The organism is Luteimonas composti, from assembly GCF_042678665.1.
In the GTDB taxonomy this organism is placed as follows: domain Bacteria; phylum Pseudomonadota; class Gammaproteobacteria; order Xanthomonadales; family Xanthomonadaceae; genus Luteimonas; species Luteimonas composti.
In genome coordinates, this window is the sequence record NZ_JBHTKU010000002.1 from 165,394 (window position 1) to 188,752 (window position 23,359).

General features: G+C 72.0%; 16 protein-coding genes. 5 read left to right on the forward strand and 11 right to left on the reverse strand.

Going from position 1 to position 23,359, the window contains the following annotated elements:
• Window positions 1–60 precede the first annotated feature (60 nt).
• Window positions 61–942, reverse strand: coding sequence for a hypothetical protein (locus tag ACFQ2D_RS05430; protein WP_280943556.1), 882 nt, complete (start codon window positions 940–942; stop codon window positions 61–63).
• 173 nt (window positions 943–1,115) lie between these two features.
• Between ACFQ2D_RS05430 and ACFQ2D_RS05435 the strand changes: the two genes are divergently transcribed.
• Window positions 1,116–4,979, forward strand: a complete 3,864-nt coding sequence (locus ACFQ2D_RS05435) for a hypothetical protein (RefSeq protein WP_280943555.1) — start codon at window positions 1,116–1,118, stop codon at window positions 4,977–4,979.
• A gap of 85 nt (window positions 4,980–5,064) precedes the next feature.
• Window positions 5,065–6,738 (forward strand): serine hydrolase, encoded by a 1,674-nt coding sequence (locus ACFQ2D_RS05440; protein ID WP_280943554.1) that lies wholly within the window; start codon window positions 5,065–5,067, stop codon window positions 6,736–6,738.
• A gap of 12 nt (window positions 6,739–6,750) precedes the next feature.
• On the opposite strand, the gene ACFQ2D_RS05445 is transcribed toward ACFQ2D_RS05440, so the two are convergent.
• Together ACFQ2D_RS05445 and ACFQ2D_RS05450 are read right to left on the reverse strand one after the other, a co-directional pair.
• Window positions 6,751–7,395: a hypothetical protein gene (locus ACFQ2D_RS05445; protein WP_280943553.1), complete on the reverse strand. Its 645-nt coding sequence runs from the start codon at window positions 7,393–7,395 to the stop codon at window positions 6,751–6,753.
• 19 nt (window positions 7,396–7,414) lie between these two features.
• Window positions 7,415–11,122: an indolepyruvate ferredoxin oxidoreductase family protein gene (locus tag ACFQ2D_RS05450; RefSeq protein ID WP_280943552.1), complete on the reverse strand. Its 3,708-nt coding sequence runs from the start codon at window positions 11,120–11,122 to the stop codon at window positions 7,415–7,417.
• A 187-nt stretch (window positions 11,123–11,309) separates the two neighbouring features.
• Between ACFQ2D_RS05450 and ACFQ2D_RS05455 the strand changes: the two genes are divergently transcribed.
• Window positions 11,310–13,148 (forward strand): putative bifunctional diguanylate cyclase/phosphodiesterase, encoded by a 1,839-nt coding sequence (locus ACFQ2D_RS05455; protein WP_280943551.1) that lies wholly within the window; start codon window positions 11,310–11,312, stop codon window positions 13,146–13,148.
• 71 nt (window positions 13,149–13,219) lie between these two features.
• On the opposite strand, the gene ACFQ2D_RS05460 is transcribed toward ACFQ2D_RS05455, so the two are convergent.
• The 3 genes from ACFQ2D_RS05460 to ubiK all read right to left on the reverse strand — a co-directional run bounded on the left by ACFQ2D_RS05460 (window position 13,220) and on the right by ubiK (window position 17,185).
• Entirely contained in the window at window positions 13,220–15,307 is a 2,088-nt protein-coding gene (locus tag ACFQ2D_RS05460; protein WP_280943550.1) for a S9 family peptidase, read from the reverse strand.
• Between the two features lie 70 nt (window positions 15,308–15,377).
• The gene (locus ACFQ2D_RS05465) at window positions 15,378–16,892 is read right to left on the reverse strand and encodes a YifB family Mg chelatase-like AAA ATPase (RefSeq protein ID WP_280943549.1); all 1,515 of its coding nucleotides are present in this window, start codon (window positions 16,890–16,892) and stop codon (window positions 15,378–15,380) included.
• 11 nt (window positions 16,893–16,903) lie between these two features.
• A complete protein-coding gene (gene ubiK / locus ACFQ2D_RS05470) occupies window positions 16,904–17,185 on the reverse strand; it encodes a ubiquinone biosynthesis accessory factor UbiK (RefSeq protein ID WP_280943548.1) in 282 nt (93 codons plus the stop codon).
• A 166-nt stretch (window positions 17,186–17,351) separates the two neighbouring features.
• Here ubiK and ACFQ2D_RS05475 point away from each other — a divergent pair, with 166 nt between their 5' ends.
• Window positions 17,352–17,690, forward strand: a complete 339-nt coding sequence (locus ACFQ2D_RS05475) for a P-II family nitrogen regulator (RefSeq protein WP_280943708.1) — start codon at window positions 17,352–17,354, stop codon at window positions 17,688–17,690.
• 64 nt (window positions 17,691–17,754) lie between these two features.
• Here the strand turns inward: ACFQ2D_RS05475 and speE are convergent, their stop codons facing one another.
• A complete protein-coding gene (gene speE, locus ACFQ2D_RS05480) occupies window positions 17,755–18,603 on the reverse strand; it encodes a polyamine aminopropyltransferase (RefSeq protein WP_280943547.1) in 849 nt (282 codons plus the stop codon).
• Between the two features lie 182 nt (window positions 18,604–18,785).
• On the opposite strand from speE, the gene speA reads away from it, so the two are divergent.
• Window positions 18,786–20,675: an arginine decarboxylase gene (gene speA, locus ACFQ2D_RS05485; RefSeq protein ID WP_280943546.1), complete on the forward strand. Its 1,890-nt coding sequence runs from the start codon at window positions 18,786–18,788 to the stop codon at window positions 20,673–20,675.
• A 55-nt stretch (window positions 20,676–20,730) separates the two neighbouring features.
• Here speA and ACFQ2D_RS05490 read toward each other — a convergent pair whose 3' ends face one another.
• The 4 genes from ACFQ2D_RS05490 to ACFQ2D_RS05505 all read right to left on the reverse strand — a co-directional run bounded on the left by ACFQ2D_RS05490 (window position 20,731) and on the right by ACFQ2D_RS05505 (window position 23,353).
• Window positions 20,731–21,480 carry an SDR family NAD(P)-dependent oxidoreductase gene (locus ACFQ2D_RS05490; protein ID WP_280943545.1) on the reverse strand — a complete coding sequence of 250 codons (750 nt, stop codon included), beginning with the start codon at window positions 21,478–21,480 and terminating at the stop codon, window positions 20,731–20,733.
• Between the two features lie 34 nt (window positions 21,481–21,514).
• Window positions 21,515–22,081 (reverse strand): methyltransferase family protein, encoded by a 567-nt coding sequence (locus ACFQ2D_RS05495; RefSeq protein WP_280943544.1) that lies wholly within the window; start codon window positions 22,079–22,081, stop codon window positions 21,515–21,517.
• A gap of 36 nt (window positions 22,082–22,117) precedes the next feature.
• Window positions 22,118–22,504 (reverse strand): hypothetical protein, encoded by a 387-nt coding sequence (locus tag ACFQ2D_RS05500; RefSeq protein WP_280943543.1) that lies wholly within the window; start codon window positions 22,502–22,504, stop codon window positions 22,118–22,120.
• 75 nt (window positions 22,505–22,579) lie between these two features.
• Window positions 22,580–23,353 (reverse strand): SPOR domain-containing protein, encoded by a 774-nt coding sequence (locus tag ACFQ2D_RS05505; protein WP_280943542.1) that lies wholly within the window; start codon window positions 23,351–23,353, stop codon window positions 22,580–22,582.
• Between the last annotated feature and the right edge of the window lie 6 nt (window positions 23,354–23,359).

Below are 23,359 nucleotides of genomic sequence, written 5' to 3' on the forward strand. Positions count from 1 at the left end.
TGGGAGGGGCGACGATAGCGCCGGTTTCCTGAAGACAATCCGCAGCCGGCCAGCGGGCGTTCAGCCCACCGCGGCGCGCTTGGTCGCCGGCAGCGCGGCCCGCAGCATGGCGTTGTAGCCCGTCGCGAGCAGCGAGAAGCCGTCTTCGGTGGGATGGATCTCGTCGTACCAGAAGGCGCGGTCGTCGATCGAGCCGATGCCGGAGAAATCCGCATAGGAGAACAGGCGCGGATGCGCCGCGCGGCTGGGCGCCAGCACCTGGTCGCGGAAGCCGTCCACCAGCAGCCGCCAGGCGAAGCGCTCGGCCTCGGCCTTGCTGCCCAGCACCGGCTGCATCACCGGCCACAGCCACGGCCCGACCGTGCCCATCACCAGCGCCGCGAGGCCGAGGTTGGAGACCGTCAGCGCCCCTTGCTTGCCGATGGCGTGGCGCGAGAGGGGCGCATAACCGTGGCCGACCACGCGCAGGCCATCGACCCCCGCCATCGCAGACAGCAGCAGGTCGTAACGCGCGCGCAGCCGCTCGAACACGCCATGCGCGACCACGCGTTCGAAGGCGGCATCGGCATCCATCCGGGGCGCGCCGGTGAATACCGCGGCCAGGCGCTCGCCGAGGCAGTCGTTGCCGCCGATGCTCAGGCACAGCAGGTCGAAGCCGCGCGAGGCGAAACGTTCGGCGTTGTCGCGGCAGGCGGCCGGGGTGAGCATCTGCGCCGCGGTCAGCCCGGGGCCGCCGAGCCGGATCGACATGCCGTCGATGCGCGAGAAGCTGTTCCAGCACAGGTTCCTGTAGAGCGGCGTGCTGAACCACGAATCGCCCCAGTAGGCGATCAGCGGGCGCTTTTCCAGGTAGGCGCGCCATTCGCGCCGCTGCCGCGAGCCGGGAGTACCGCTGGCCGCGCGCAGCTGCTGCCAGTTCTCGTAGATGCGCTTGAGCGCCATGCCGCTCCTCCGGGGCCGGGCCTGCACGATACGGCGCCCGGGCGGCCCGCGCCGCCCGGTACCGCAGCCAACGCGGGCCGCGACCCGCGGCGGTCACGTCCGCGCGGCCCGCGGCGCCGCGTTTGCCCTACAGTGCCGGAGGGGGATCCGCCACACGCAACAGGGAGGCTGCGGTGCGCCTGTCCAACCTGCTTCCGACGGCACTCAGGGCGCGCTGGAGCGCGGCGCCGTCGGTCCCCGGCCTCGAGGCGGTGCGCGCCGCCGAACTCGCGACCATCCTCGGTACGCCGTCCGGCGAGCCGCCGGCGCACGTCGAGCCCTGGGGGCTGGCACTGTCCGGTGGCGGTATCCGCAGCGCCACCTTCGGCCTGGGCGTGCTGCAGGCGCTGGCGCGGCTGGGCCTGCTGCGCTGCTTCCACTACCAGTCCACGGTCTCGGGCGGCGGCTACATCGGCGGTTTCCTGCAGGCGCTGATCCGGCGCCACGGCTTCGCCCGGGCCTTCTCGACCCTGGCCGGCGGCGGTGCCGACGGCGAAGGGCCCGGCGCGCGGCCGATCCGCCACCTGCGCGAATACAGCAACTACCTGGCGCCGCGGAAGTCGCCGTTCTCCGGCGACACGCTCGGCCTGGCCGGCACCTACGCGCGCAATGTGCTGCTGGTGCAGGCCCAGCTGTGCGCGCTGATCCTGGCGCTGTGCCTGCTGCCGCTGCTGCTGTTCGTGGGCGCCAACGCGCTCGGCGCGCGCAACCCCACCCTGGCGCTGTCGCTGGCCGGGCTGGTCGGGATGCTGTCGGTGGTCCTGCTGGCCTGGGTCAGCACCTGGGCCAACCGTCGCCCGGTGCCGAAGGACGGCGAACCGCCGCAGCCGCCGCGGCGGGTGGTGCTGGCGGCGCTGGGAACCATCCTGTCGCTGGCGCTGGCGTCGATGCTGGGCGCGCTGGGGCTGGCGCGCTTCGAGCGGCTGCCGGGCCTGGTCGGCAGTGCGGTCGGTTGGCTGCCGGCGCACTGGACCGCTGACGGCGCCGACCTGGGCATCGCCACGGCCGCCCTCTACCTGCTGGTCTGGCACGCCTGGCTGGTGTTCGATCCCTGGTACTCGCGGATGGTGGCGCAGGGCGACGCGCCGCCGCCGCCGCTGCAGCGGCACCCGTGGCGGTTCGTGCTGGGCACGGTGGGTGCGGCCGCGTTCGCGGGCGTGGCGAACGTGCTGCTGCGCGGCTGGCTGTCGGCCTGGGCCGCGATGGAAGGCGGGCTGTGGCACGTGCTGGTGGCCGGCCCCCTGCTGGTGGTGCTGGCCGTGGCCCTGACCGCGGTGGTGCATCTGGGCCTGGCGGGACCGGCGATGAGCGACCTGCAGCGCGAGATCTGGGCGCGGGTGGGCGGCAAGACCATCGCGCTGGTGGCACTGGGCATGACCCTGGCGCTGTCGCTGGTGATCTACGGGCCGTGGCTGATGCGGACGGGCGCGGGCCGGGGCATGCAGGCGCTGTCGGGCGTGGGCTGGGCCGGCGCGCTGGCCTGGCTGTCGACCACCGGCATCGGCCTGGTGGCCGCGCACGGCGTGCGCGCCGGCCGGGCCGGATCGAAACGCTGGCGCCTGCTCGACCTGGTCGCGCGGCTGGCGCCCTGGATCTTCGTGCTCGGACTGCTGGTGGCGCTGAGCCTCGCGGGCCAGCTGCTGCTGCAGGCGATGGGGCCGGGGCTCGAGCGCCTCGCCGGCGGCACGCCGCCGGCGCCGGACCTGGCGCACGGCAACGGGGTCGGCGCGCACCTGGCCGCGCTGGCGCAACTGGTGCAGGCCCACCCGCGTGCGCTGGCGCTGCTGGTGGCCGCGGCGGCGAGCGTGTGGCTGCTGCTGGCCTGGGCGGTGGACGTCAACGAGTTCAGCCTCAACGCCTTCTACCGCAACCGCCTGGTGCGCTGTTACCTCGGCGCCAGCAACGAGGAGCGCAATCCCGAGCCGACCACCAACTTCGACCTGCAGGACGACCTGGTGCTGGCCGACCTGGTCGAGGTGCAGCGCCTGGACGGCGCGCGCCCGCTGTATCCGCTGGTCGGCACCGCGTTGAACCTGGTGGCCGCCAAGCAGCTCGACTGGCAGGACCGCAAGGCCGCCTCGTTCTGCCTGAGCCCGGGCTGGTGCGGGCACCTGCCGCCCGACTCGCGTCCGGGCGAAGCCCCGATCGGCGACCGCGCCGCCGCCACGGCCGGCACCGCCAACGCGGCGACGGCGGGCCAGAACGATCCGCTGGCTGCCTCGCTCACCCTGGGCGCGGCGATCGCGATCTCCGGCGCGGCGGTCAATCCCAACATGGGCTACCACAGCTCGCCGGCGGTCACGTTCCTGCTCACCCTGTTCGACGCGCGCCTGGGCTGGTGGCTGCCCAACCCGCGCCATCCGGAGCATCCGCGCGCCGACAGCGCGCCGTTCTTCGGGCGCTGGCTGCTGGCCGAATTGCTCGGGCGCACCCATGCCGGCGGCAAGTTCGTGCACCTGTCCGACGGCGGCCACTTCGAGAACCTCGGCCTGTACGAACTGGTGCGGCGCCGCTGCCGCTTCATCCTGTGCGTGGACGCGGCCGCGGATGCCGATCGCGCGTTCGGCGACCTCGGCAACGCGGTGCACAAGTGCCGGGTCGATTTCGGCGCCGAGATCGACGTGGACGTGTCGGCGCTGGCCCCGCGCGGGGACGGCCTGGCCGAGCGCAGCTGCGCGGTGGGCCGCATCCGCTATGCCGACGGCAGCAGCGGCACCCTGCTCTACCTCAAGCCCAGCCTCACCGGCGAGGAGCCGGCCGACATCGCCCACTACGCGCGCAGCCACGCCTGTTTCCCGCACGAGCCGACCTCCGACCAGTTCTTCGACGAGGCGCAGTTCGAGAGCTACCGCCGGCTCGGCGAGGACATCGCCACGCGCGCGCTGGCGCCGGTGCTCGAACGCGTCGGCGCCGAGCCCGGCGCGCCGCGCCACGCGGAACTGGGCGTGCACGATTCGGCGCTCAAGGAGAAGCTGCTGATCGCGCTGCGCCAGCGCTGGGTGGCGCCCGTGCCGGGCGTGGCCGACCGCTTCGCCCTGCACGGCAAGGCGCTGGCCCAGCTGCTGCGGCAGCTGCGCAGCACGCCGGCACTGGCGGTGCTCGACGCGCAGTTCCATCCGGCGTGGACCGACCTGGTGGACGCCGTGCCCGGCCTCGAGGGCCAGCTGCCGCCCTCGCCGATGGAGCGGCGCACCGGCCTGCCCGCGGACGGGGATTTCCGCGCCTGCTTCTATTTCTGCCAGGAGCTGATCCGGCTGATGGAGGCGGTCTACCACGACCTCGACCTGGAGCACGCCTGGGACCATCCCGACAACCGCGGCTGGATCAATGCCTTCCGCCACTGGAGCTGGTCGCCGATGTTCCGCATCGCCTGGATCGTCGGCGCGCCGATGATCGGCGCGCGCTTCGTGGCGTTCTGCCAGCAGCGGCTCGACCTGCCGCGCCTGGACAACGAAGCCGAGGACCAGCCGCGCGTGCTGCGCATGGAGAAGCACGCGCCGGCCGAAGGCGAGGACTGGCGCGCCCTGTGCGACCGGCTTGCCGCGCAGGGCAAGATCAACCATGTCGAGCATTCGATCCTGCTGTGCGACCCGCTGTGCGCGCACGCGGTGCGGCCCAGCCACCTGTACCTGCTGCGCCTGCACTGGCCGGCGGTGATCGCGGGCAATGCCGGCGGACTGGCCGATACCACGCTCGGCGTGGCGGCGATGGCCGAGGGCACGCTGCGCCTGCTGCGCATCCAGGACCACGTGCGCCGGCTCGGGCTTGCAACCGAGTTCATGCGCCTGCTGATCAACCGGCAGGTGGTGGATGCGGTGGACATCCGCGCCGGCTGGTACGGCATGGCCGGGGTCTGCCGCAACCGCACCGCTGCGCGCGTGCAGGACTGGCTGCAGGACGCGCTGGCGCTGGCCCGCCGCCGGCGGCGCGCGCGCGGCGATGCGGTCAACGCCGCGCGCCAGGCGCGCCGCGCGCGGATGCCGCCGGCCGAAGGCTGAGCCGTCCGCACGCGGGACCTCCGGCACGGTCGCGGGCCACCCGCGCCCGGCTAGAGTCGTCCCGAACCCGATCCGGATCCCGCCCATGCGCCTGCTTGCATCGCTGAGCCTGCTGTTGCTGCCACTGGTCTGCGACGCCGCCGCGGCGCTGCCGTCCAAGGCCGAGGTCGACCGCTTCGCCGCGGCTGCGCTGGCGCGCAACTGCGATCCGGCGGCACCGGGGATGGCGGTGCTGGTGGCGCGCGGCGACGAAGTCCTGCATCGCAGCGCCTGCGGACGCGCGAGCCTGGAGCTGGACGTGCCGCTGTCGGCCGACCATGTGTTCCGCATCGGCTCGGTGACCAAGCAGTTCGCCGCCGCGGCCGTGCTCAAGCTGGCCGAGGAGGGCAGGCTGTCGCTCGACGACCCGCTCACCCGCTTCGTGCCCGGCTATCCGGGCGGCAATGCGATCACCGTGCGCATGCTGCTGGACCACACTTCGGGCATCCGCAGCTATACCGGCATCCCGGCGATCATGTCGGGCGGCGGGATCATGCGCGACCTGTCCACCGCCGCGCTGATCGACAGCTTCAAGGACGAGGCGGCGGAGTTCGCCCCGGGCGAGGGCTGGGCGTACAACAACTCCGGCTACGTGCTGGTGGGCGCGGTGATCGAGGCCGCCGCCGGCAAGCCCTGGCACGCCTACCTGGAGGAAGCATTCTTCGCGCCCTTGGGCATGGAGCGCACCGGCTATGGCAACGAGGCCGAGGCGGTGATCGCCGGCCATGTCGGCGGCTACACGCTCAATGGCGAGCGCTGGGCGCGTGCCCGCTACCTGAGCATGACCCAGCCGCACGCCGCCGGCGCCCTGGTCTCGACCGTCGACGACCTGCTCAAGTGGAACCGCGCGCTGCACGAGGGCCGCGTCCTGCGCGAGGCCAGCTATGCGGCGATGACCACGCCGGCCGGCAAGGCCGCGGAAAACAACTACGGTTTCGGCATCAGCGCGGGCACGCTGCGCGGCAAGCCCAAGCTGGAACACGGCGGCGGCATCTTCGGCTTCAGCGCCTCCCTGCTCTACCTGCCGCAGGACGAGGTCAGCGTGGCGGTGCTGTACAACGCCGATGCCGGGCGGCCGGGCATGCTGGGCACCGGCCGTGTCGCCCAGCTGCTGGCTGCCCACGCGATCGGCAAGCCCTACCCGGAGAAGAAGGCGATCGAGGTCGACGAGGCCACGTTGCGCGGCTACGAGGGCGTGTACCGCATCGACGAAGGCAGCGCGCGCGTCCTGCGCCTGACCGGCGGCCGCCTCACCTCGCAGCGCAGCGGCGGCCAGGCCTACCCGCTGGTGCCGGTGGCCGCGGACACCTTCCTGTTCGAGGAAGGCTTCTCGCGCATCGTGTTCGAGCGCGATTCCGGCGGCGAGGTGGTGGCGATGCGCTTCTTCGCAGAGGACGAAGGCGAGGGGGAGCGCATCGCGCGCAGCGACGAGCCGCTGCCCGCGGCCCGCACCGAAGTCGATCTGCCGCGCGCCGCGCTCGAGCGCATCGCCGGCGAATACGTGTTCCAGGGCGCGGTGCTGACGGTGTTCCTGGAGGGCGACACGCCCAGGGCCCAGCTCAGCGGCCAGCCGGCGTTCGAGATCTTCGCCGAGTCGGAGACGGTGTTCTTCCTCAAGGTGGTCGATGCCAGCCTGCGCTTCGCGCCGGACACCGGCACGCCGGCGACGGTGACCCTGTCGCAGGGCGGACGCGACACCGTGTTTACGCGCAAGGACTGAGCGGCCGCGTCCTCAGCCGCGCCAGAGTACCGGACCTGGCGCGGGGCAGCGGGCGACCGGCTCGGGATCCTCGCGCTCGCTGTCGAAGATCCAGCAGTCGTCGAGCACCGAGCAGTAGCAGGCGCGCATGCGCACGTTCTGGCGCTCCTGGTCGAGCGCCTTCCAGACCGCGTCGGGCGCGTCCTCGGGCTGGATCTGCAGCATCCGCACCCATTCGTCCGCGCCCAGCACCCGGTTCTGCACGCCGCTGCTGATCCCGTACACCTCCTCGACCTGGGCGGGCGAGGATGCGCAGCAGCGTTGCAGCAGCTCGCGCCAGTCGGCCAGCGGGGCATCGCGGTAGTACATCTCCAGCCAGCGCACGCGCGCCGGCCCGGTGCCGCGGTTGAGCAGGTCGATGCCGAGCTGGGGCGTGCCGTCGGGCGCGGTATTGCTGGTGTTGAACAGCAGCGAGGGCCAGATGCTGGCCGCCAGCATCCGCTCCTGGGTGCGGTTGGCGCTGATCGCCACGAACAGCGAGACCACCGACAGCAGGATGGCGCTGGCGCCCACCACCAGCTCGAAGCGGCCGCCGCGCGCGGGAGGCGCGGCGGCTGCGGGGGGCGGTGCCCGGGGCGGCGTGGCGGGAGGCGGCGGAACGTCCGGTTCCATGGTCATCGCTACGCCTCCCTCCGGTTCAAGCCGCCTGCACGATCCTAAGCGGATTGTTCCACTCGCGCAGCAGCTCGGCTTCGCGCGCCTTGGCCTGGTGCAGGTGGGCTTCCTTGACGTGGCCGTAGCCGCGGATCTGTTCGGGAATGCCGGCGATCTCGGCGGCCAGGTCCACGTTGCCGCCGTCGAGCTTGTCCAGCAGGCCGCCCACGGTGCGCTCGTAATCCTCGATCAGCTGCCGCTCCATGCGCCGCTCGGCGGTGCGGCCGAAGATGTCGAACGGGCCGCCGCGCAGGACGCGCAGCTTCGCCAGCAGGCCGAAGGCCTTGAACACCCAGGGGCCGTACTCGCCCTTGACCAGTTCGCCCTTGTCGTTCTTCTTCGCCAGCAGCGGCGGGGCGAGGTGGAAGTGCACGCGGTAATCGCCGTCGAACTGCTGCTCCAGGCGGCGCATGAACTCGCCGCTGGTGTACAGCCGCGCCACCTCGTACTCGTCCTTGTAGGCCATCAGCTTGAAGAAGTAGCGCGCCACGGCTTCGGACAGGTCGGTCGAACCGGGTGCCTTCGCGCGCTCGGCGTCGCGCACGCGCGCGACGAAGTCTGAATAGCGCTTCGCGTACTTGGCATCCTGGTATTCGGTGAGGAACTCGACCCGGCGTGCGATCAGCTCGTCCAGCGAGCGCGACAGGCGCAGGTCGTCCAGCGGCAGGAACGCCATCGCGTCGGTCCCGGCGTGCGCCGGCACGTGTCGCAGCTCGTCCTCGGCGCGCAGCGGACGCGGCGCCGAAGTCGCGCCCCATTCGGTGCTTTCCCACTCGCCCGGGGGCAGCGAATCGAGGGCGCGCGGCGTGGCTTCGGCGGCGGTGCGCGCGTTGCGCACCACGCCCGCTGCCTCGTACACGGACTCGGGATCGATCGCGGCCAGGCGGCCCCAGGCGAAGGCGGTCTTGTTCATCTCGACCGCCGCGCCGTTGAGCTCGACCGCGCGCATCAGCGATTCGAACGACAGCGGCACCAGGCCGCGCTGCCAGGCGTAGCCGAGCATGAACAGGTTGGACGCGATCGCGTCGCCCATCAGCGCGGTGGCCAGTTCGGTGGCGTCGATCTGCAGCGGCGCCTGCCCGCCCATGGCCTGGGTCACGGCCTGGACGATGTCGGCGGCCGGGAACTGCATGTCCGGGCGCGTGGTGAAGGTGCCGGGCATCGCCTCGTAGGTGTTGAGCACGACCTGCGAGCGGCCGGCGCGCACCTTCGACAGCGCCCAGTAGTCGTTCACCACCACCATGTCGCAGCCCAGCACCAGGTCGGCCTCGCCGGCGGCGATGCGCACGGCGTGGATGTCGTCGGGCGAGCGTGCGATGCGGATGTGGGTGGTGACCGCGCCGCCCTTCTGCGCCAGGCCGGTCTGGTCGAGCACGGTCGAGCCGCGCCCTTCCAGGTGCCCGGCCATGCCCAGCAGCGCGCCGATGGTGACCACGCCGGTGCCGCCGACGCCGGTGATCAGGATGTTCCAGGGCTGCGAGAGGTCGGTGGCGAACGCCGGTGGCGGCAGGCTGGCCAGCCGCGCGGCGGTGGCCACCTTGTCGCCCTTGCGCGGCTTGCCGCCGTGCACGGTCACGAAGCTCGGGCAGAAGCCATCGACGCAGCTGTAGTCCTTGTTGCAGTTGCTCTGGTCGATCTCGCGCTTGCGCCCGAACTCGGTGTCCTTGGGCAGCACCGAGACGCAGAAGCTCTTCTTGCCGCAGTCGCCGCAGCCTTCGCAGACCAGGGTGTTGACGAACACCCGCTTGGCCGGATCGACCATCCTGCCGCGCTTGCGGCGGCGGCGCTTCTCGGTGGCGCAGGTCTGGTCGTAGATCAGCACGCTCACGCCCTTGACCTCGCGCAGGCGCTTCTGCACCGCGTCCAGGTCGCGCCGGTCCTCGAATTCGGTGCCGGCCGGGAACTGCGAGCGGTCGCGCCACTTCGACAGGTCGTCGCTCACCAGGACGATGGTGTACACGCCCTCGCTGCGGACCTGGTGCGCGATCTGCGGCACGCTCAGCGCGCCGTCCACCGGCTGGCCGCCGGTCATCGCGACCGCGTCGTTGTAGAGGATCTTGTAGGTGATGTTGACGCCGGCGGCGACCGACTGGCGGATCGCCAGCGAGCCGGAGTGGAAGTAGGTGCCGTCGCCGAGGTTCTGGAACACGTGCGGGGTGTCGGTGAAGGCCGCCTGGCCGCACCAGGTCACGCCTTCGCCGCCCATCTGGGTGAAGGTGTCGGTGCTGCGGTCCATCCACGTGACCATGTAGTGGCAGCCGATGCCGCCCAGCGCGCGCGAGCCGTCTGGCACGCGGGTGCTGGTGTTGTGCGGGCAGCCCGAGCAGTAGTGCGGCACGCGCGGAAACTGCGCGCGCGGCAGCGCCAGTTCGCCTTCCTTCTGCTCCATCCAGCGCAGGACGTCGCGGATGTGCTGGGTGTCGCGGCTGCCCTCGGGCACGAACTTCTCGAGGCGGCGTGCGATCACGCCGGCGATGGTGGCCGGGGTCAGCTCGCCGGTGGAGGGCAGGATCCAGTTCCCTTCCTCGTCGTACTTGCCGACGATGCTCGGGCGGTCGCCGTCGAAGTTGTAGAACAGCTCCTTCATCTGGCTCTCGATGAAGGCGTGCTTTTCCTCCACCACCAGGATGTCGCGCAGGCCGCGGGCGAAGGCGCGGATGCCCAGCGGCTCCAGCGGCCAGGTCATGCCGATCTTGTAGACGCGGATGCCGAGTTCGCGGCAGCGCTCGGCGTCCAGGCCCAGGTATTCCAGCGCCTGCAGCACGTCCAGGTAGCTCTTGCCGGTGGTGACGATGCCGAAGCGCGCGTCCGGCGTGTCGAGCACCATGCGGTCGATGCGGTTGGCGCGGGCGAAGGCCTGCGCGGCCTTGACCGCGTAGCGGTGCAGGCGCATCTCCTGGTCCAGCGGCGGATCCGGCCAGCGGATGTTGAGCCCGCCAGGCGGCAGCTCGAAGTCCTCGGGCGTGACGATCTGCAGCGCCAGTGGATTCACATCGACCGAAGCCGAGGACTCGACCGTCTCGGCAATCGTCTTGAAGCCGACCCAGCGCCCGGTGAAGCGGCTCATCGCCCAGCCCACCAGGCCCATGTCGAGAATGTCCTGCACGCCGGCCGGGTTGAGGATCGGCATCATCGCGCTGGTGAACTCGCCCTCGCTGCCGTGCGGCAGGGTCGAGGAGCGGCAGGCATGGTCGTCGGCGGCCAGCGCCAGCACGCCGCCGTGGCGCGAGGTGCCGGCGGCGTTGCCGTGCTTGAACACGTCGCCGCAGCGGTCCACGCCGGGACCCTTGCCGTACCACATGGCGTAGACGCCATCGACCTTCGCGCCCGGGAACAGGTTGGTCTGCTGGGTACCCCAGACCATGGTCGCGCCGAGGTCTTCGTTGAGGCCGGGCTGGAACTTCACGTTGGACGCGGCCAGGTACTTCTTCGCCCGCCACAGTTCCAGGTCGAAGCCGCCCAGCGGCGAGCCGCGGTAGCCGGAGATGAAGCCGCCGGTGTTGAGCCCCGCGGCCTGGTCGCGCAGCCGCTGCATCAGCGGCAGGCGCACCAGGGCCTGCACGCCGGACAGGTAGATCCGCCCCTCGGTGCGGCTGTACTTGTGCTCGAGCGTGTAGTCGGGATCGGTGACGCCCCGGGTCAGGCCGGTATGCGCGGAAGCGGGGGAAGACAGTTCGGCGGTGCTGGTCATGGCGTCGGAATCTGGCGGGCGGCGGGCGCCGCGGGCTGGGACGCAGCGGGACGCCGCGAAGCCGGGGACAAAACGTGTCAATTGTAACAGTCCGGCTCCGCGCCGCCCTGTTTACGCCCGGGGGGCGGCGGGTATACAAAGGCGCGACGGCTGCTGGCCACGCCCAGTCTCGCCGGGAGGGGGCCCGATGTCACCCGCAAGTCAGGCAGACACGCAGGATCGCGGTGCCTGGGCCAGGCGGCACAACCATGCGCTGGTGTCGCTGGCGCGACGTGTGTGGCAGCCGGACTGCAGGCTTGAACGCGCCTTCGCCCTGATCTGCGAGACCGCCGCCGATACGCTGGAGGTGGAGCGCGTCAACATCTGGCGCTGGGACGCCGCCAGCGCCACGCTGCACTGCCTGCACCACTACGAGCGCAGCCGCGGACATCGCCGCGCCGCCCGCGCCGACGCCGTGCTGCGGGTGGGCGCGGAGTACAGCACCGCGCTCGACGAGGTGCGGGTGATCGACCAGAGCGCCGCGGGCGACGAAGACGGCCTGGGCGACTACCTGCGCCGCCACGGGATCGGCTCGCTGCTGGACGCGCCGGTGCGCTCGGCCGGCGAACTGCTGGGGGTGATCTGCCACGAGCACGTCGGCGCGCCGCGCGACTGGTCGCCCGAGGACCAGGCCTTCGCCGGCAGCATCGGCGACTACGTGGCGATGGCCTTCGAGATCGACCGTCGCCGCCAGCTCGAAGGCCGGGTGCGCTATCTCGAGCTGCACGACCCGCATACCGACCTGCCCAACCGCGACCACCTGCTGGAAGTGGTGCATGCGGCGCTGCGGCCGATGCACGGCGAGAACAACGGCCTGGTCGCGATCCACCTCAACTTCGACGCCTCGCCGCACGAGGGCGACGCCGGCCACGAACTGCTGGTCGAGGCGGCCGCGCGCCTGCGCCGCGAGCTCGACGGCGAGGCCACGCTGGCGCGCGTGCGCGGCAACGCCTTCGCCGTGCTACCGCACCGCCAGCTGCACGAAACCCAGGCCCTGATCCTGGCCGAGCGCTGCGTGGAGATCGTCCAGACCTGCCTGGACGAGCAGGGCATCGCGGTGATCGTGACCGCCGGCATCGCCTTCTCGCGCGACCTGGCCGCGCCGTCGGCCGACAACCTGCTGCGCAACGCCGAGACCGCCAGCCATGAGGCGCGCCACCACCGTCACGGCCGCTGCGAGATCTTCGACGCCGGGCACCACCGCGGCCTGGTCGAGCGCCTGCGGCTGGAGCGCGCCGTGCGCGATGCCTACGAGGCCGGTCGCATGTGCGTGCAGTTCCAGCCCGAGGTCGAGCTGGCGAACGGGCGCTGGGTCGCGGCCGAGGCGCTGCTGCGCTGGCGCGACGAGGAGGGCCGCTGCCGCCAGGCCGCCGAGTTCATCGATATCGTCGAGAACAGCGGGCTGATCGTGCCGATCGGCCGCTGGATGCTGGGCGAGGCCTGCGCGCTGGCGCGGCAGTGGCCGGCGCGGGCCGGCGGCATCGGGCCGAAGCTGCGGGTCAACCTGTCGGCGCGCCAGTTCGAGCAGGCCAGCCTGGTCGATGACGTGGCCGCGGCGCTGGCGGCCAGCGGCCTGCAGCCGGCGCGGCTGTGCCTGGAGCTGACCGAAAGCATCCTGCTGCCCGATTTCACGGTGGCGGTGCGGACGCTGGACCGGCTGCGCGAACTGGGCGTGTCGATCGCGCTCGACGATTTCGGGACCGGTTATTCGTCGCTGGCCTACCTCAAGCGCCTGCCGATCGACGTGATCAAGCTCGACCGGAGCTTCGTCGGCGGCCTGCCGGACGATCCCTACGACCTGGCCATCGTGCAGGCGGTGGCCACGATGGCGCGGCGCATCGGCCTCGACATCGTGGCCGAGGGCGTGGAAACGCAGGCCCAGGCCGACAGCCTGCGCGACTGCGGCGTGGAGCGCGCGCAGGGTTTCCTGTTCTCCGAGGCGGTGGACCAGGCCGAGCTGGTCCGCGGATTCGCCATCGATCCGTAGCGGCCGGCCTACCGCATGGCGCGGGCCGGCCGCTCCCTTCCCGGACGGGGAGGGGAGCGGCCGCGGCACCGCTACCTGCGCACGTCCTGCGTATGCGACCGCAACGCCTCGGCCAGGCCGGGCACGCCCTCGGCACCGGTGGGGACGGTGATGCTCGAGCCCGCGAAATCGCCTCCGATCGGCTGCGCGCGGCCGCCCAGGCATTGCGCCAGGAAGCCTTCGGCCACGGCGTTGAAGGCCTTGTTGTTCTCCGGTCGGGCGAAGCCGTGGCCTTCGTCGGGGAACAGCACGTAGGTGACCGGGATGTCCTTGGCGGTCATCGCATTGACGATCTGGTCGCTCTCGTCCTGCTTCACGCGCGGATCGTTGGCGCCCTGGCCGATCAGCAGCGGCTTCTTGATCGCATCCACCCGGGTGAGCGGCGAGCGCTCGGTCAGCCAGGCCTTGCCTTCCTCGGTTTCCGGGTCGCCCATGCGCCGCACCAGCTGCTTGTAGAAGCTCGCCCAGTACGGCGGCACGGTGGACAGCAGGGTGTTGAGGTTGGCCGGGCCGACGATGTCCACGCCGCAGGCGAAGGTGTCGGGGGTGAAGGTCAGGCCGACCAGGGTGGCGTAGCCGCCGTAGCTGCCGCCCATGATCGCGACCTTGTCCTGCGTGGTCACGCCCTCGGCCACGGCCCACTGCACCGCATCGATCAGGTCGTCGTGCATCTTGCCGGCCCACTCGCCGTCGCCGGCGTTGGTGAAGTCCTTGCCGAAACCGGTGGAGCCGCGGAAGTTCACGCTCAGCACCGCATAGCCGCGATTGGCCAGCCACTGGTCGTAGCTGCTGTAGCCGTAGGCGTCGCGCGCCCAGGGACCGCCGTGCACCAGCAGCACCATCGGCACCGGGCGGTCGGCCTTGCCGTCGCCGTTCGCGTCGGCGTGGGCCGGCAGGGTGAGGTAGCTGACCAGGGTCTTGCCGTCGCGCGAGCGCAGCTCCTGCGGCCACATCGGCACCAGCGGCTTGCCCTCCAGCGCCGGGCGGCCGGAGAACAGACGGGTGAGTTCGCCGCCGCCACTCCCGTCGCGATCGTAGCGGTAGTACTCGACCGGCGCCTCGGCCGCGGAATAGGCCACGATCCAGGTGCGGTCGTCCCGGGTGCGGGTGTTGATCGAGGCCTCGCCCGGGCCGATCGCCTGCAGCCGTTCAAGGTCGGCGCGGATCTCGTCGTCCAGCACCTTCCATTCCTCGCGCAGGTAGTTCACCGCCACCGCCTGGACCTTGCCGGTCTCGGGATCGGAGATCGCGCCGCCGATGTCGGCGCGCGGGTCCTCGTGCACCAGGGAGCGCTCGCCCGTGGCGGTGTCGATCGCGAACAGCGCATTGGTATTGCGGTCGCGCGAATCCTGCATGTACAGCGTGGTGCCGTCCTTGCTCAGGCCGGCATAGCCGGTGCTCAGGCCGTCCTCGTAGGGGATCTCGTCGTACTTCTCCCAGGCCTCGCCGGCGCGGCGCAGCAGGTCGACGCCGCCATCGGGCCGCGAGCGCGTGGCGAAGCGCAGGTTGTAGTCGGCATCGGCCAGGTAGCTGCCGATCTGGTGGGTGTTGCGCTCCACCAGGCTGCGCTCGCCGCTGGCCAGGTCGACGCGGTAGAGGTCGTGCCACTGCGCGTCGCGGTCGTTCATCCCGACCAGCACGGTGCCGGGATGCCGGTCGCTCACGCCCACCACCTGCGCGGTGGTCTTTTCGAACGGGGTGAGGTCGCGGCTCTGGCCCGAGGTCAGGTCCACCGCGTAGAGATGGAAGTCTTCGTCGCCGCCGCTGTCGCGCAGGTACAGCAGGGTGTCGGGACGGTAGGACCAGAAATAGCTGCGGATGCCGCGGGCGGTATCGCGGGTGACCGCCTTCGCCGCCGACAGGTCGTCGGCCGGCGCCACCCAGACGTTGAGCGTGCCGTCCAGCGGCGCCACCCAGCTCAGGTACTTGCCGTCGGGGCTGAGCTGGACGTTGGCGCGCTCGGGGTTGCCGAACAGCGCGTCGCGCGGGATCAACTCGACCTGGTCGAGCGACGCGGGTGCGGCTGCCGACGGCGCGGCGGCGACGGAGTCGTCGGCCTTGCCGCCGGTGCACGCGGCGAGGGCCAGGGAGACGGCGGACGCGAGCAGGAGTCGTTGCATGGAGGGGATTCCCCGGTGGTTGGACCAGCGAGGATGCACCAGGATGGCCCGCGGTTGCGCCTGCGGCAGCTCAGGCCGCCCGGCGCCCGGTCGGTCGCTCGGCCTGGCGATAGCCCAGGGCCTCGCTCAGGTGCGCGGTGGCGATGGCGGGGCTCCCGGCCAGGTCGGCGATGGTACGCGCCACGCGCAGGATCCGGTGCATCGAGCGGGCCGACAGGTGCAGCGACTCGATCGCGCGCTCCAGCAGGGCCTGGTCGTGCGCCTGCAGCCGGCACCAGGCCATCGTCGCCGCCTGCGACAGCTGCGCGTTGAGGCAGCCGGCGCGCTGCTGTTGGATGGCGCGGGCGGCCTCGACCCGGGCCCGGATCGCGGCGCTGGCTTCCCCCGCCGGCGCGTCGGGGCGCAGCTCGGCCGGCGGCAGCCGCGGCACTTCGACGTGCAGGTCGATGCGGTCGAGCAGCGGTCCCGAAATCCGGCCGCGGTAGCGTTCGATCGTTTCGGACGGGCAGCGGCAGCGGCCCGAAGCGTCGCCGGCCCAGCCGCAGGGGCAGGGGTTCATCGCGGCCACCAGCTGGAAGCGCGCGGGAAACTCGCTCTGCCGCGCCGCCCGCGAGATGGTGACGGTGCCCGACTCCAGCGGCTCGCGCAGGACCTCCAGCGCGTGCCGCTGCCATTCCGGGAGCTCGTCCAGGAACAGCACCCCGTTGTGCGCCAGCGACACCTCGCCCGGGCGCGGCTCGGTGCCGCCGCCGACCAGGGCGATCGCGCTGGCGGTGTGGTGCGGCGCGCGGAAGGGGCGCTCGCGCCAGCAGGCCGGGTCGAGCCCGCGCCCGCTCACCGAGGCGATCGCGGCGGTCTCCAGCGCCTCGTCCTCGCCGGCCTCCGGCAGCAGGCCCGGCAAGCGCGAGGCCAGCAGGGTCTTGCCGCAGCCGGGCGGGCCGACCAGCAGCAGGTGGTGGCCGCCGGCTGCGGCAATTTCCAGCGCGCGCCGGGCCTGGGCCTGGCCCCGCACGTCGGCCATGTCGGGGCGCTCGACGCTGCGATGCGGCGGCGCGACCGCGAGCGGCAGGGTCCTGGTGCCGCCCAGCAGGGCGCAGACCTCGAGCAGGGTGCGCGCGGTCGAGGCCTCCAGTCCGCTGGCCAGCGCGGCCTCGGCCCCGTTGTATTCCGGCACGACGAGTCTGCGGCCGGCCTGCGCCGCGGCCAGCGCGGCCGGCAGCACGCCGTCGACCGGACGCAGTTCGCCGGTCAGGCCCAGCTCGCCGATGAATTCGTAGCCGGCCAGGGGCTCGCGCGGGATCTGGCCGCTGGCCGCCAGGATGCCCAGGGCGATCGGCAGGTCGAAGCGGCCGCCGCACTTGGGCAGGTCGGCCGGCGCCAGGTTGACGGTGATGCGGCGTGCCGGGAATTCGAACTGCGCGCACTGGATCGCGGCGCGCACGCGGTCCTTGGCTTCGCGTACCGCCGCCTCCGGCAGGCCGACGATGGACATCGACGGCAGTCCGCCGCCGAGATGGACCTCCACCTTGACCGCGGGCGCACGCACGCCGGCGCGCGCGCGTCCATGCACGAGCGCAAGCCCCATGGTGGCGGGGCTCAGTGGGCCGGGGTGCCGGGCGCCGGCGAAGCGGACGCGGACTGCCGCGCCTCGAGCTCGGCCACCACCGCCTGCAGTTGCTCGAGCTTCTCGCGGGTGCGCAGCAGCACCGCGCGCTGCACCTCGAACTCCTCGCGGGTCACCAGGTCGAGCTTGGCCAGGCCCGACTGCAGGACCGCCTTGAAGTTCTCCTGCAGCTCTTCGCGGCTCTCGCGCAGGCCGGGCGGGACCAGGCCGCTGAGGCGGCGGGCGAGGTCGTCGATATGGTTGAGGTCGATCATGGCCACTGCTCCGGTACGTGGATGCGCCCAGCTTCGTCGGCCCCGCGTGAGGGTGCAGTCGGTACCGGGCGCGGCCGGCTGTAGGAAAACTCCGACCGCCGGCGGGGGTATGCTAACGCCGCGCCGCGACTGCCGCGGCATCGATCCGGACCCGTGGAGCCCGCAGATGAAGATGGTGATGGCGATCGTCAAGCCGTTCAAACTCGACGACGTGCGCGAAGCGCTGGCCGAGGTCGGCGTGACCGGCATTACCGTTACCGAGGTCAAGGGCTTCGGCCGCCAGAAGGGGCATACCGAGCTCTACCGCGGCGCCGAGTACGTGGTCGACTTCCTGCCCAAGGTCAAGCTCGAGATCGCGGTCACCGACGACCAGGTCGAGGCGGTCACCGAAGCCATCGTCAAGGCCGCCGGCACCGGCAAGATCGGGGACGGCAAGGTGTTCATCTACGAACTCGAACGCGCGGTGCGCATCCGCACCGGCGAACTGGACGGCGACGCGATCTGAGGCCTGGCCGGGGCGGGCTGATCCAGCGCCGCCCGGAACGACGCGCCGCGCCCGCGCGGCCCGCTCAGGCGTCCAGCGCCCGCGCCACGAACGGCGGCAGCGCCTGCGCGCCCTTGTGGATCGCGGCGCTGTAGTACTTCGTTTCGAATGCCTTGGCGCGGGCATCTTCCTCGCGGAAGTCGAAGCCGCCGGACTTGCGCGCCAGCGTGCACGACCACCAGCCGGTCGGATAGCAGGGCTGCGGGAAGGGCAGGGTCTGGAAGCTGGTGAAGCCGGCCTTGCCCATCTCCGCGCGCATCTCGCGGATCAGGTCGAGCAGGGCCAGCGGCGATTCGGACTGCTGCACCAGGATGCCGTCGTCGCGCAGCGCGCGGAAGCAGCTTTCGAAGAACGCCTTGTTGAACAACCCCTCGGCCGGGCCCACGGGATCGGTGGAATCCACGATCACCACGTCCACGCTGCCGGGCGCGCAGTTGGCCATGTAGGCGATGCCGTCGTCGAACAGGATCTGCGCGCGCGGGTCGCCGTTGGATTCGCACAGTTCGGGGAAATATTTCTCCGCCATGCGCGTGACCTGCTCGTCGATGTCGCACTGCACGGCCGTCTCCACGCCCGGATGGCGCAGCACCTCGCGCAGCGTGCCGCAATCGCCGCCGCCGATGATGACGACGCGCTTCGGGTCGGGATGGGTGAACAGCGCCGGGTGCGACATCATCTCGTGGTAGAGGAAGTTGTCGCGCGTAGTCACCATCATCGCGCCGTCGATCAGCATCACGTTGCCCCAGTCGGTCGATTCGTAGATCTCGATCTTCTGGAACGGCGACTGCACCTGATCGAGCTTGCGCACGACGCGGAAGCCGATGGCCGAGCCGGTGGGGTCGAACTGTTCGTGCAGCCAGTCGCTGGCGGTCATGGGGGCGTCCTGTGGTGCGGAATGGGGCGGCCGGTCCTGCGCGCGTGGCGGTCGCCGGCCGCGGCGGGCGCGCATTGTAGCGGACCGCCCGCGACGCGGCCGCGAGGCCCGGGGGCGGTGGCACGCGGTTCCTGGGCGCGCGGGGGCCTAGAATGTGCGGCCCGATCCACCGGATGCCTGCGATGACCGCCTGGTCGACCGAGCACGCGCGCAAGACCTATTCGATCCCGCACTGGGCCGAAGGCTACGTCGACGTCGACGAGGCCGGACGCGTGCTGGTGCGACCGCTGGGCGGGGGCGGGATCGGCATCCCGCTGCCCGAGGTCGTGGACAAGGCCATGGAGCGTGGCGCCAAGCTGCCGCTGCTGGTGCGTTTTCCCGACATCCTCGGCGACCGCTTGCGCCGGCTGCAGGAGGCGTTCGCGCAGGCGCAGGCGGCCAGCGGCTATGCCGGCGGCTACACCGCCGTGTACCCGATCAAGGTCAACCAGCACGCGGCCGTGGCCGGCACCCTGGCCTCGCACCACGGCGAAGGCTTCGGCCTGGAGGCCGGCAGCAAGCCCGAGCTGATGGCGGTGCTGGCGCTCTCGCGCCCGGGCGGCCTGATCGTGTGCAACGGCTACAAGGACCGCGAGTACATCCGCCTGGCCCTGATCGGCCGCAAGCTCGGGCTGGCCACCTTCATCGTGGTGGAAAAGCCCTCGGAGCTGCGCCTGATCATGGAGGAGGCGCAGGCGCTGGGCGTGGAGCCGGGCATCGGCGTGCGCATGCGCCTGGCCTCGCTGGGCGCGGGCAAGTGGCAGAACAGCGGCGGCGACAAGGCCAAGTTCGGACTCTCGCCGCGCCAGGTGCTGGACCTGTGGAAGTCGCTGCGCGACGCCGGCAAGTCCGACTGGCTGGGCCTGCTGCACTTCCACATGGGTTCGCAGATCTCCAACGTGCGCGACATCGCCAACGGCATGCGCGAGGCGACCCGCTATTTCGTCGAACTGTCGAAGCTCGGGGCGAAGATCAGCCACGTCGACGTCGGCGGGGGCCTGGGCATCGACTACGAAGGCACGCGCTCGCGCAGCTTCTGCTCGATCAACTACGGCCTGGAGACCTATGCCGGCAACATCGTGCAGCCGCTGGCCGACGCCTGCGCCGAACACGGGCTGCCGCCGCCGCGCATCGTCACCGAGTGCGGCCGCGCCATGACCGCGCACCACGCGATGCTGGTCACCAACGTGGTCGAGGTGGAGCAGGCCCCGGAGGGCCGCGTGCCGGACGAACACGACGACGAGCCGGGCGTGATCCGCCACCTGCGCGGGATCCATGCCGAACTCGACGCGCGGCCGCCGGTCGAGCTCTTCCACGAGGCGCAGCACTACCACGCCGAAGGCTTGGCGGCATACGCGCTGGGGCAGATCGACCTGGTCCACCGCGCGCGCATCGACGACCTGTTCTACGCCATCGCCCACGGCGTGCGCGCGCGCCTGAGCTACGACGAGAAGAACCACCGCGCGGTGCTCGACGAGCTGTCCGAGCGCCTGGTCGACAAGTACTTCGTCAACTTCAGCGTGTTCGAATCGATGCCCGACGTGTGGGCGATCGACCAGGTGTTCCCGATCGTGCCGATCGAGCGCCTGGACGAGATGCCCTCGCGGCGCGGCGTGATCGCCGACATGACCTGCGACTCGGACGGCAAGATCGATACCTACGTCGAGAACGAGGGGCTGGACAGCTCGCTGCCGCTGCACCCGCTTTCGGCCGGCGAGCGCTACCGGCTGGGGTTCTTCCTGGTGGGCGCCTACCAGGAAGTACTGGGCGACATCCACAACCTGTTCGGCGACACCGACGCGGTCGAGGTGCGGCTGTCCGGCGACGGCTACACCCTCGCGCAGCAGCGGCGCGGTGACACCACCGACGTGATGCTCGACTACGTCGGCTACAAGCTCGACGACCTGCGCCGCATCTACCGCGCGCGGGTGGGCGCGGTGGAACTGGGCAAGGGCGAGGCGGCGCGCCTGAACGAGGCGCTGGAGGCGGGCCTGACCGGTTACACCTACCTCGACGACGCGGCGCCGGGCTGAGCCCCAGCACCCACGCCCCGCCCGGAGCGGCCCGACCGGACTGCCGCTGCGGCGCTCAGCCGCGGTGGACCTGGAAGCCGGCGAAGGACTGGCTCACCGGCATGATCTCCAGCCGGTTGATGTTCAGGTGCGGCGGCAGGGTCGCCACGTAGTGGATCTGCGCGGCGATGTCCTCGGCGGTCATCGGCTGCGCGCCGGCGTACAGCCGGTCGGAGGCCGCCTGGTCGCCGCCGGTGCGCACCAGGGTGAACTCGGTTTCGGCCATGCCCGGCTCGATCGAGGTCACGCGCACGCCGGTGCCGTGCAGGTCCGAGCGCAGCCCCAGCGAGAACTGGGTGACGAAGGCCTTGGTGCCGCCATAGACGTTGCCGCCCGGATACGGGTAGCTGCCGGCGATCGAGCTGATGTTGATGATCGCCCCGCGCCGCTCGATCAGCGTCGGCAGCAGGCGGTGGGTGAGCGTCGCCAGCGCCGTGATGTTGGTGTCGATCATCTGCCGCCACTGCGCCAGGTCGGCGGCCTGCGCCGGCGCGGTGCCGAGCGCCAGGCCCGCGTTGTTGACCAGCACGTCGATGCCGCGGAACCCGCCGGGCAGGGCGTCCAGCGCCGCGTCCAGTGCCGCCGCGTCGCGGATGTCGAAGGCGGCGGTGTGCAGCCGGTCGCTGCCATGCGTATCGGCCAGCGCCTGCAGCCGTTCCGCGCGCCGCCCGGTGGCGATCACGCGCCAGCCGTCGTCGAGGAACCGCCGCACCGCGGCGGCGCCGAAGCCGGCGGTGGCGCCGGTGATCAGGATGGTCTTGGCCATGCGCCCATTCTAGGTCGACAGGGCCGGGCCGGCGTCACCAGACCCACGGCAACAGCCGCCAGGTGGTGCGCGCGTAGTCCGGGTACGCGTCGGGGAAGGCATCGCGCAGCATGCGTTCCTCGACCCGGATGCGGCGCGCGAAGGCGAACGCGGCCGGCAGCGCCACCGCGGGCAGGGCGGCGAGGTCGCCCAGGGCGAGCGCGTAGCCCAGCAGGCTCAGCAGCAGTCCGCTGTAGGAAGGATGCCGAAGCAGGCGGTAGGGGCCGTGCCGGACCAGCTGGTGCCCGGGCCGGATCGACACGTCGACGGTGAAGTGCGCGTCCAGCACCCGCACCGACCAGGCGCGCAGGGCGATGCCCGCCACCATCAGCGCAAGCCCCGTCCACAGCCCGACCGTCGCCAGCGGCGGCGGCAGCGGCCACACGCCGGCCAGGGCCAGCAGCACCGCCGCACCCATGCCGGCCGGCAGCGCCAGGTGCAGCAGGCGCAGGGTGCCGTCGTCGCCGCGCCGCGCATCGGGGCGGGAGCGGCGCCGGTCGATCCACAGTTCGCTGACCAGCCAGGCGGCGCAGACCGCGAGCAGCAGGGGATGCCAGGGCATGCGGCCAGTGTGGACCGCCGCGCGTGGCGGCCGGGTCTAGGGCTTCTTTTTCGCGGGGCGGGCCGGCCTGCGATCCGGGCCCGCAGGCTCGGTCGCGGCGCCGGCCGCGCCTGCCTCGGCGCCGCCGCTCGCCTTGCGTTTGCGCGCAGTGCCGGATTTGCCCTGGGTGCGGGTCCGGGTGGCGCGGTGCTTCTTCAGCATGTCCTCGGCCAGCACGATGTCCTCGGACAGGATCCCGGCGGCGCGCGCGATGGCGATGCGGGCCTCCGCCCGGTTCTCGTCGGGGTTGGCCTGCAGCAGCTCGCGGATCGCCTCGCGCAGCGCCCTCTCGGCGTCGCGCTTGAGCTTGAGGTCGTTGCTCTCCCGGAACAGCGCCAGTAGCGCATCGACCACGGGTTTGATCAGGGCGGCTTCGATGGCCATGGCGGTATCTCCTCCGACACCGCCAGTGTCCGCCCGCGGCATCGCGCGGGCTGCGACCGCCCTGCGACGGCCGGCTCAGTTCGCCCGGATCGCCAGCGCCGGCAGGCCGCCGTTGCCCAGCTTCTGCTTGGCCTCGGCCAGTTCGGTGGCGCTGCCGTAGGGCCCCATGCGCACGCGGTAGACGGTCTTGCCGTCCGCGCTGCCCGACTCCACGCGCGCGCTCAGCCCGAGCAGGGCGATCCGGGCCTTGAGCGCTTCGGCATCCCCCGAGGCGCTGAACGAGCCGGCCTGCAGGATGTAGCGCGCACCGTCGGCCGGGGCGGCAGACGCGGCGGAGGCGGTGGCCGTGGTGGCCGCTGCGGGAGCGGTCGCGGCGGCGGAAGCGGGCGCTGGCGGCGTCGCCACCGGCTGCGCGGCGGCCTGCTCGGCAGCCGCGGCCTGCTGTTCGCGCTGACGCTGGGCAGCCAGCGTGCGTCGCTGGCGCTCGGCCTCCTCGCGCGCGCTGGCGGCGAGTTCGGCGTCGGTCAGCGCCACTTCCTGCTCGGGCAGGACGGTGTAGAAGTCGTATTCGGGCACTTCGGGGGCCGGCGTCGCGGCCGCGGCCGGACGCCGCCGCACGGGGGCCTCGTCGACCGGCGGCCCGGCTTCGTCGATCGCGCTCACCGCAGGCTGCGCCGCGGGATTGGGCTGTGGACGGAAGAAGCCGTCGTTGCCGTCGGGCTTGAGGTAGCGCGGCACCACCAGCACCGCGACCAGCGCGATCACGATGCCCAGGATCATCCACGCCCAGCCGGGCAGGCCGTTGCCGTCGTTGCGTCGTGCCTGCGATTTACCCCGTCTTGCCGCCATCTGCGT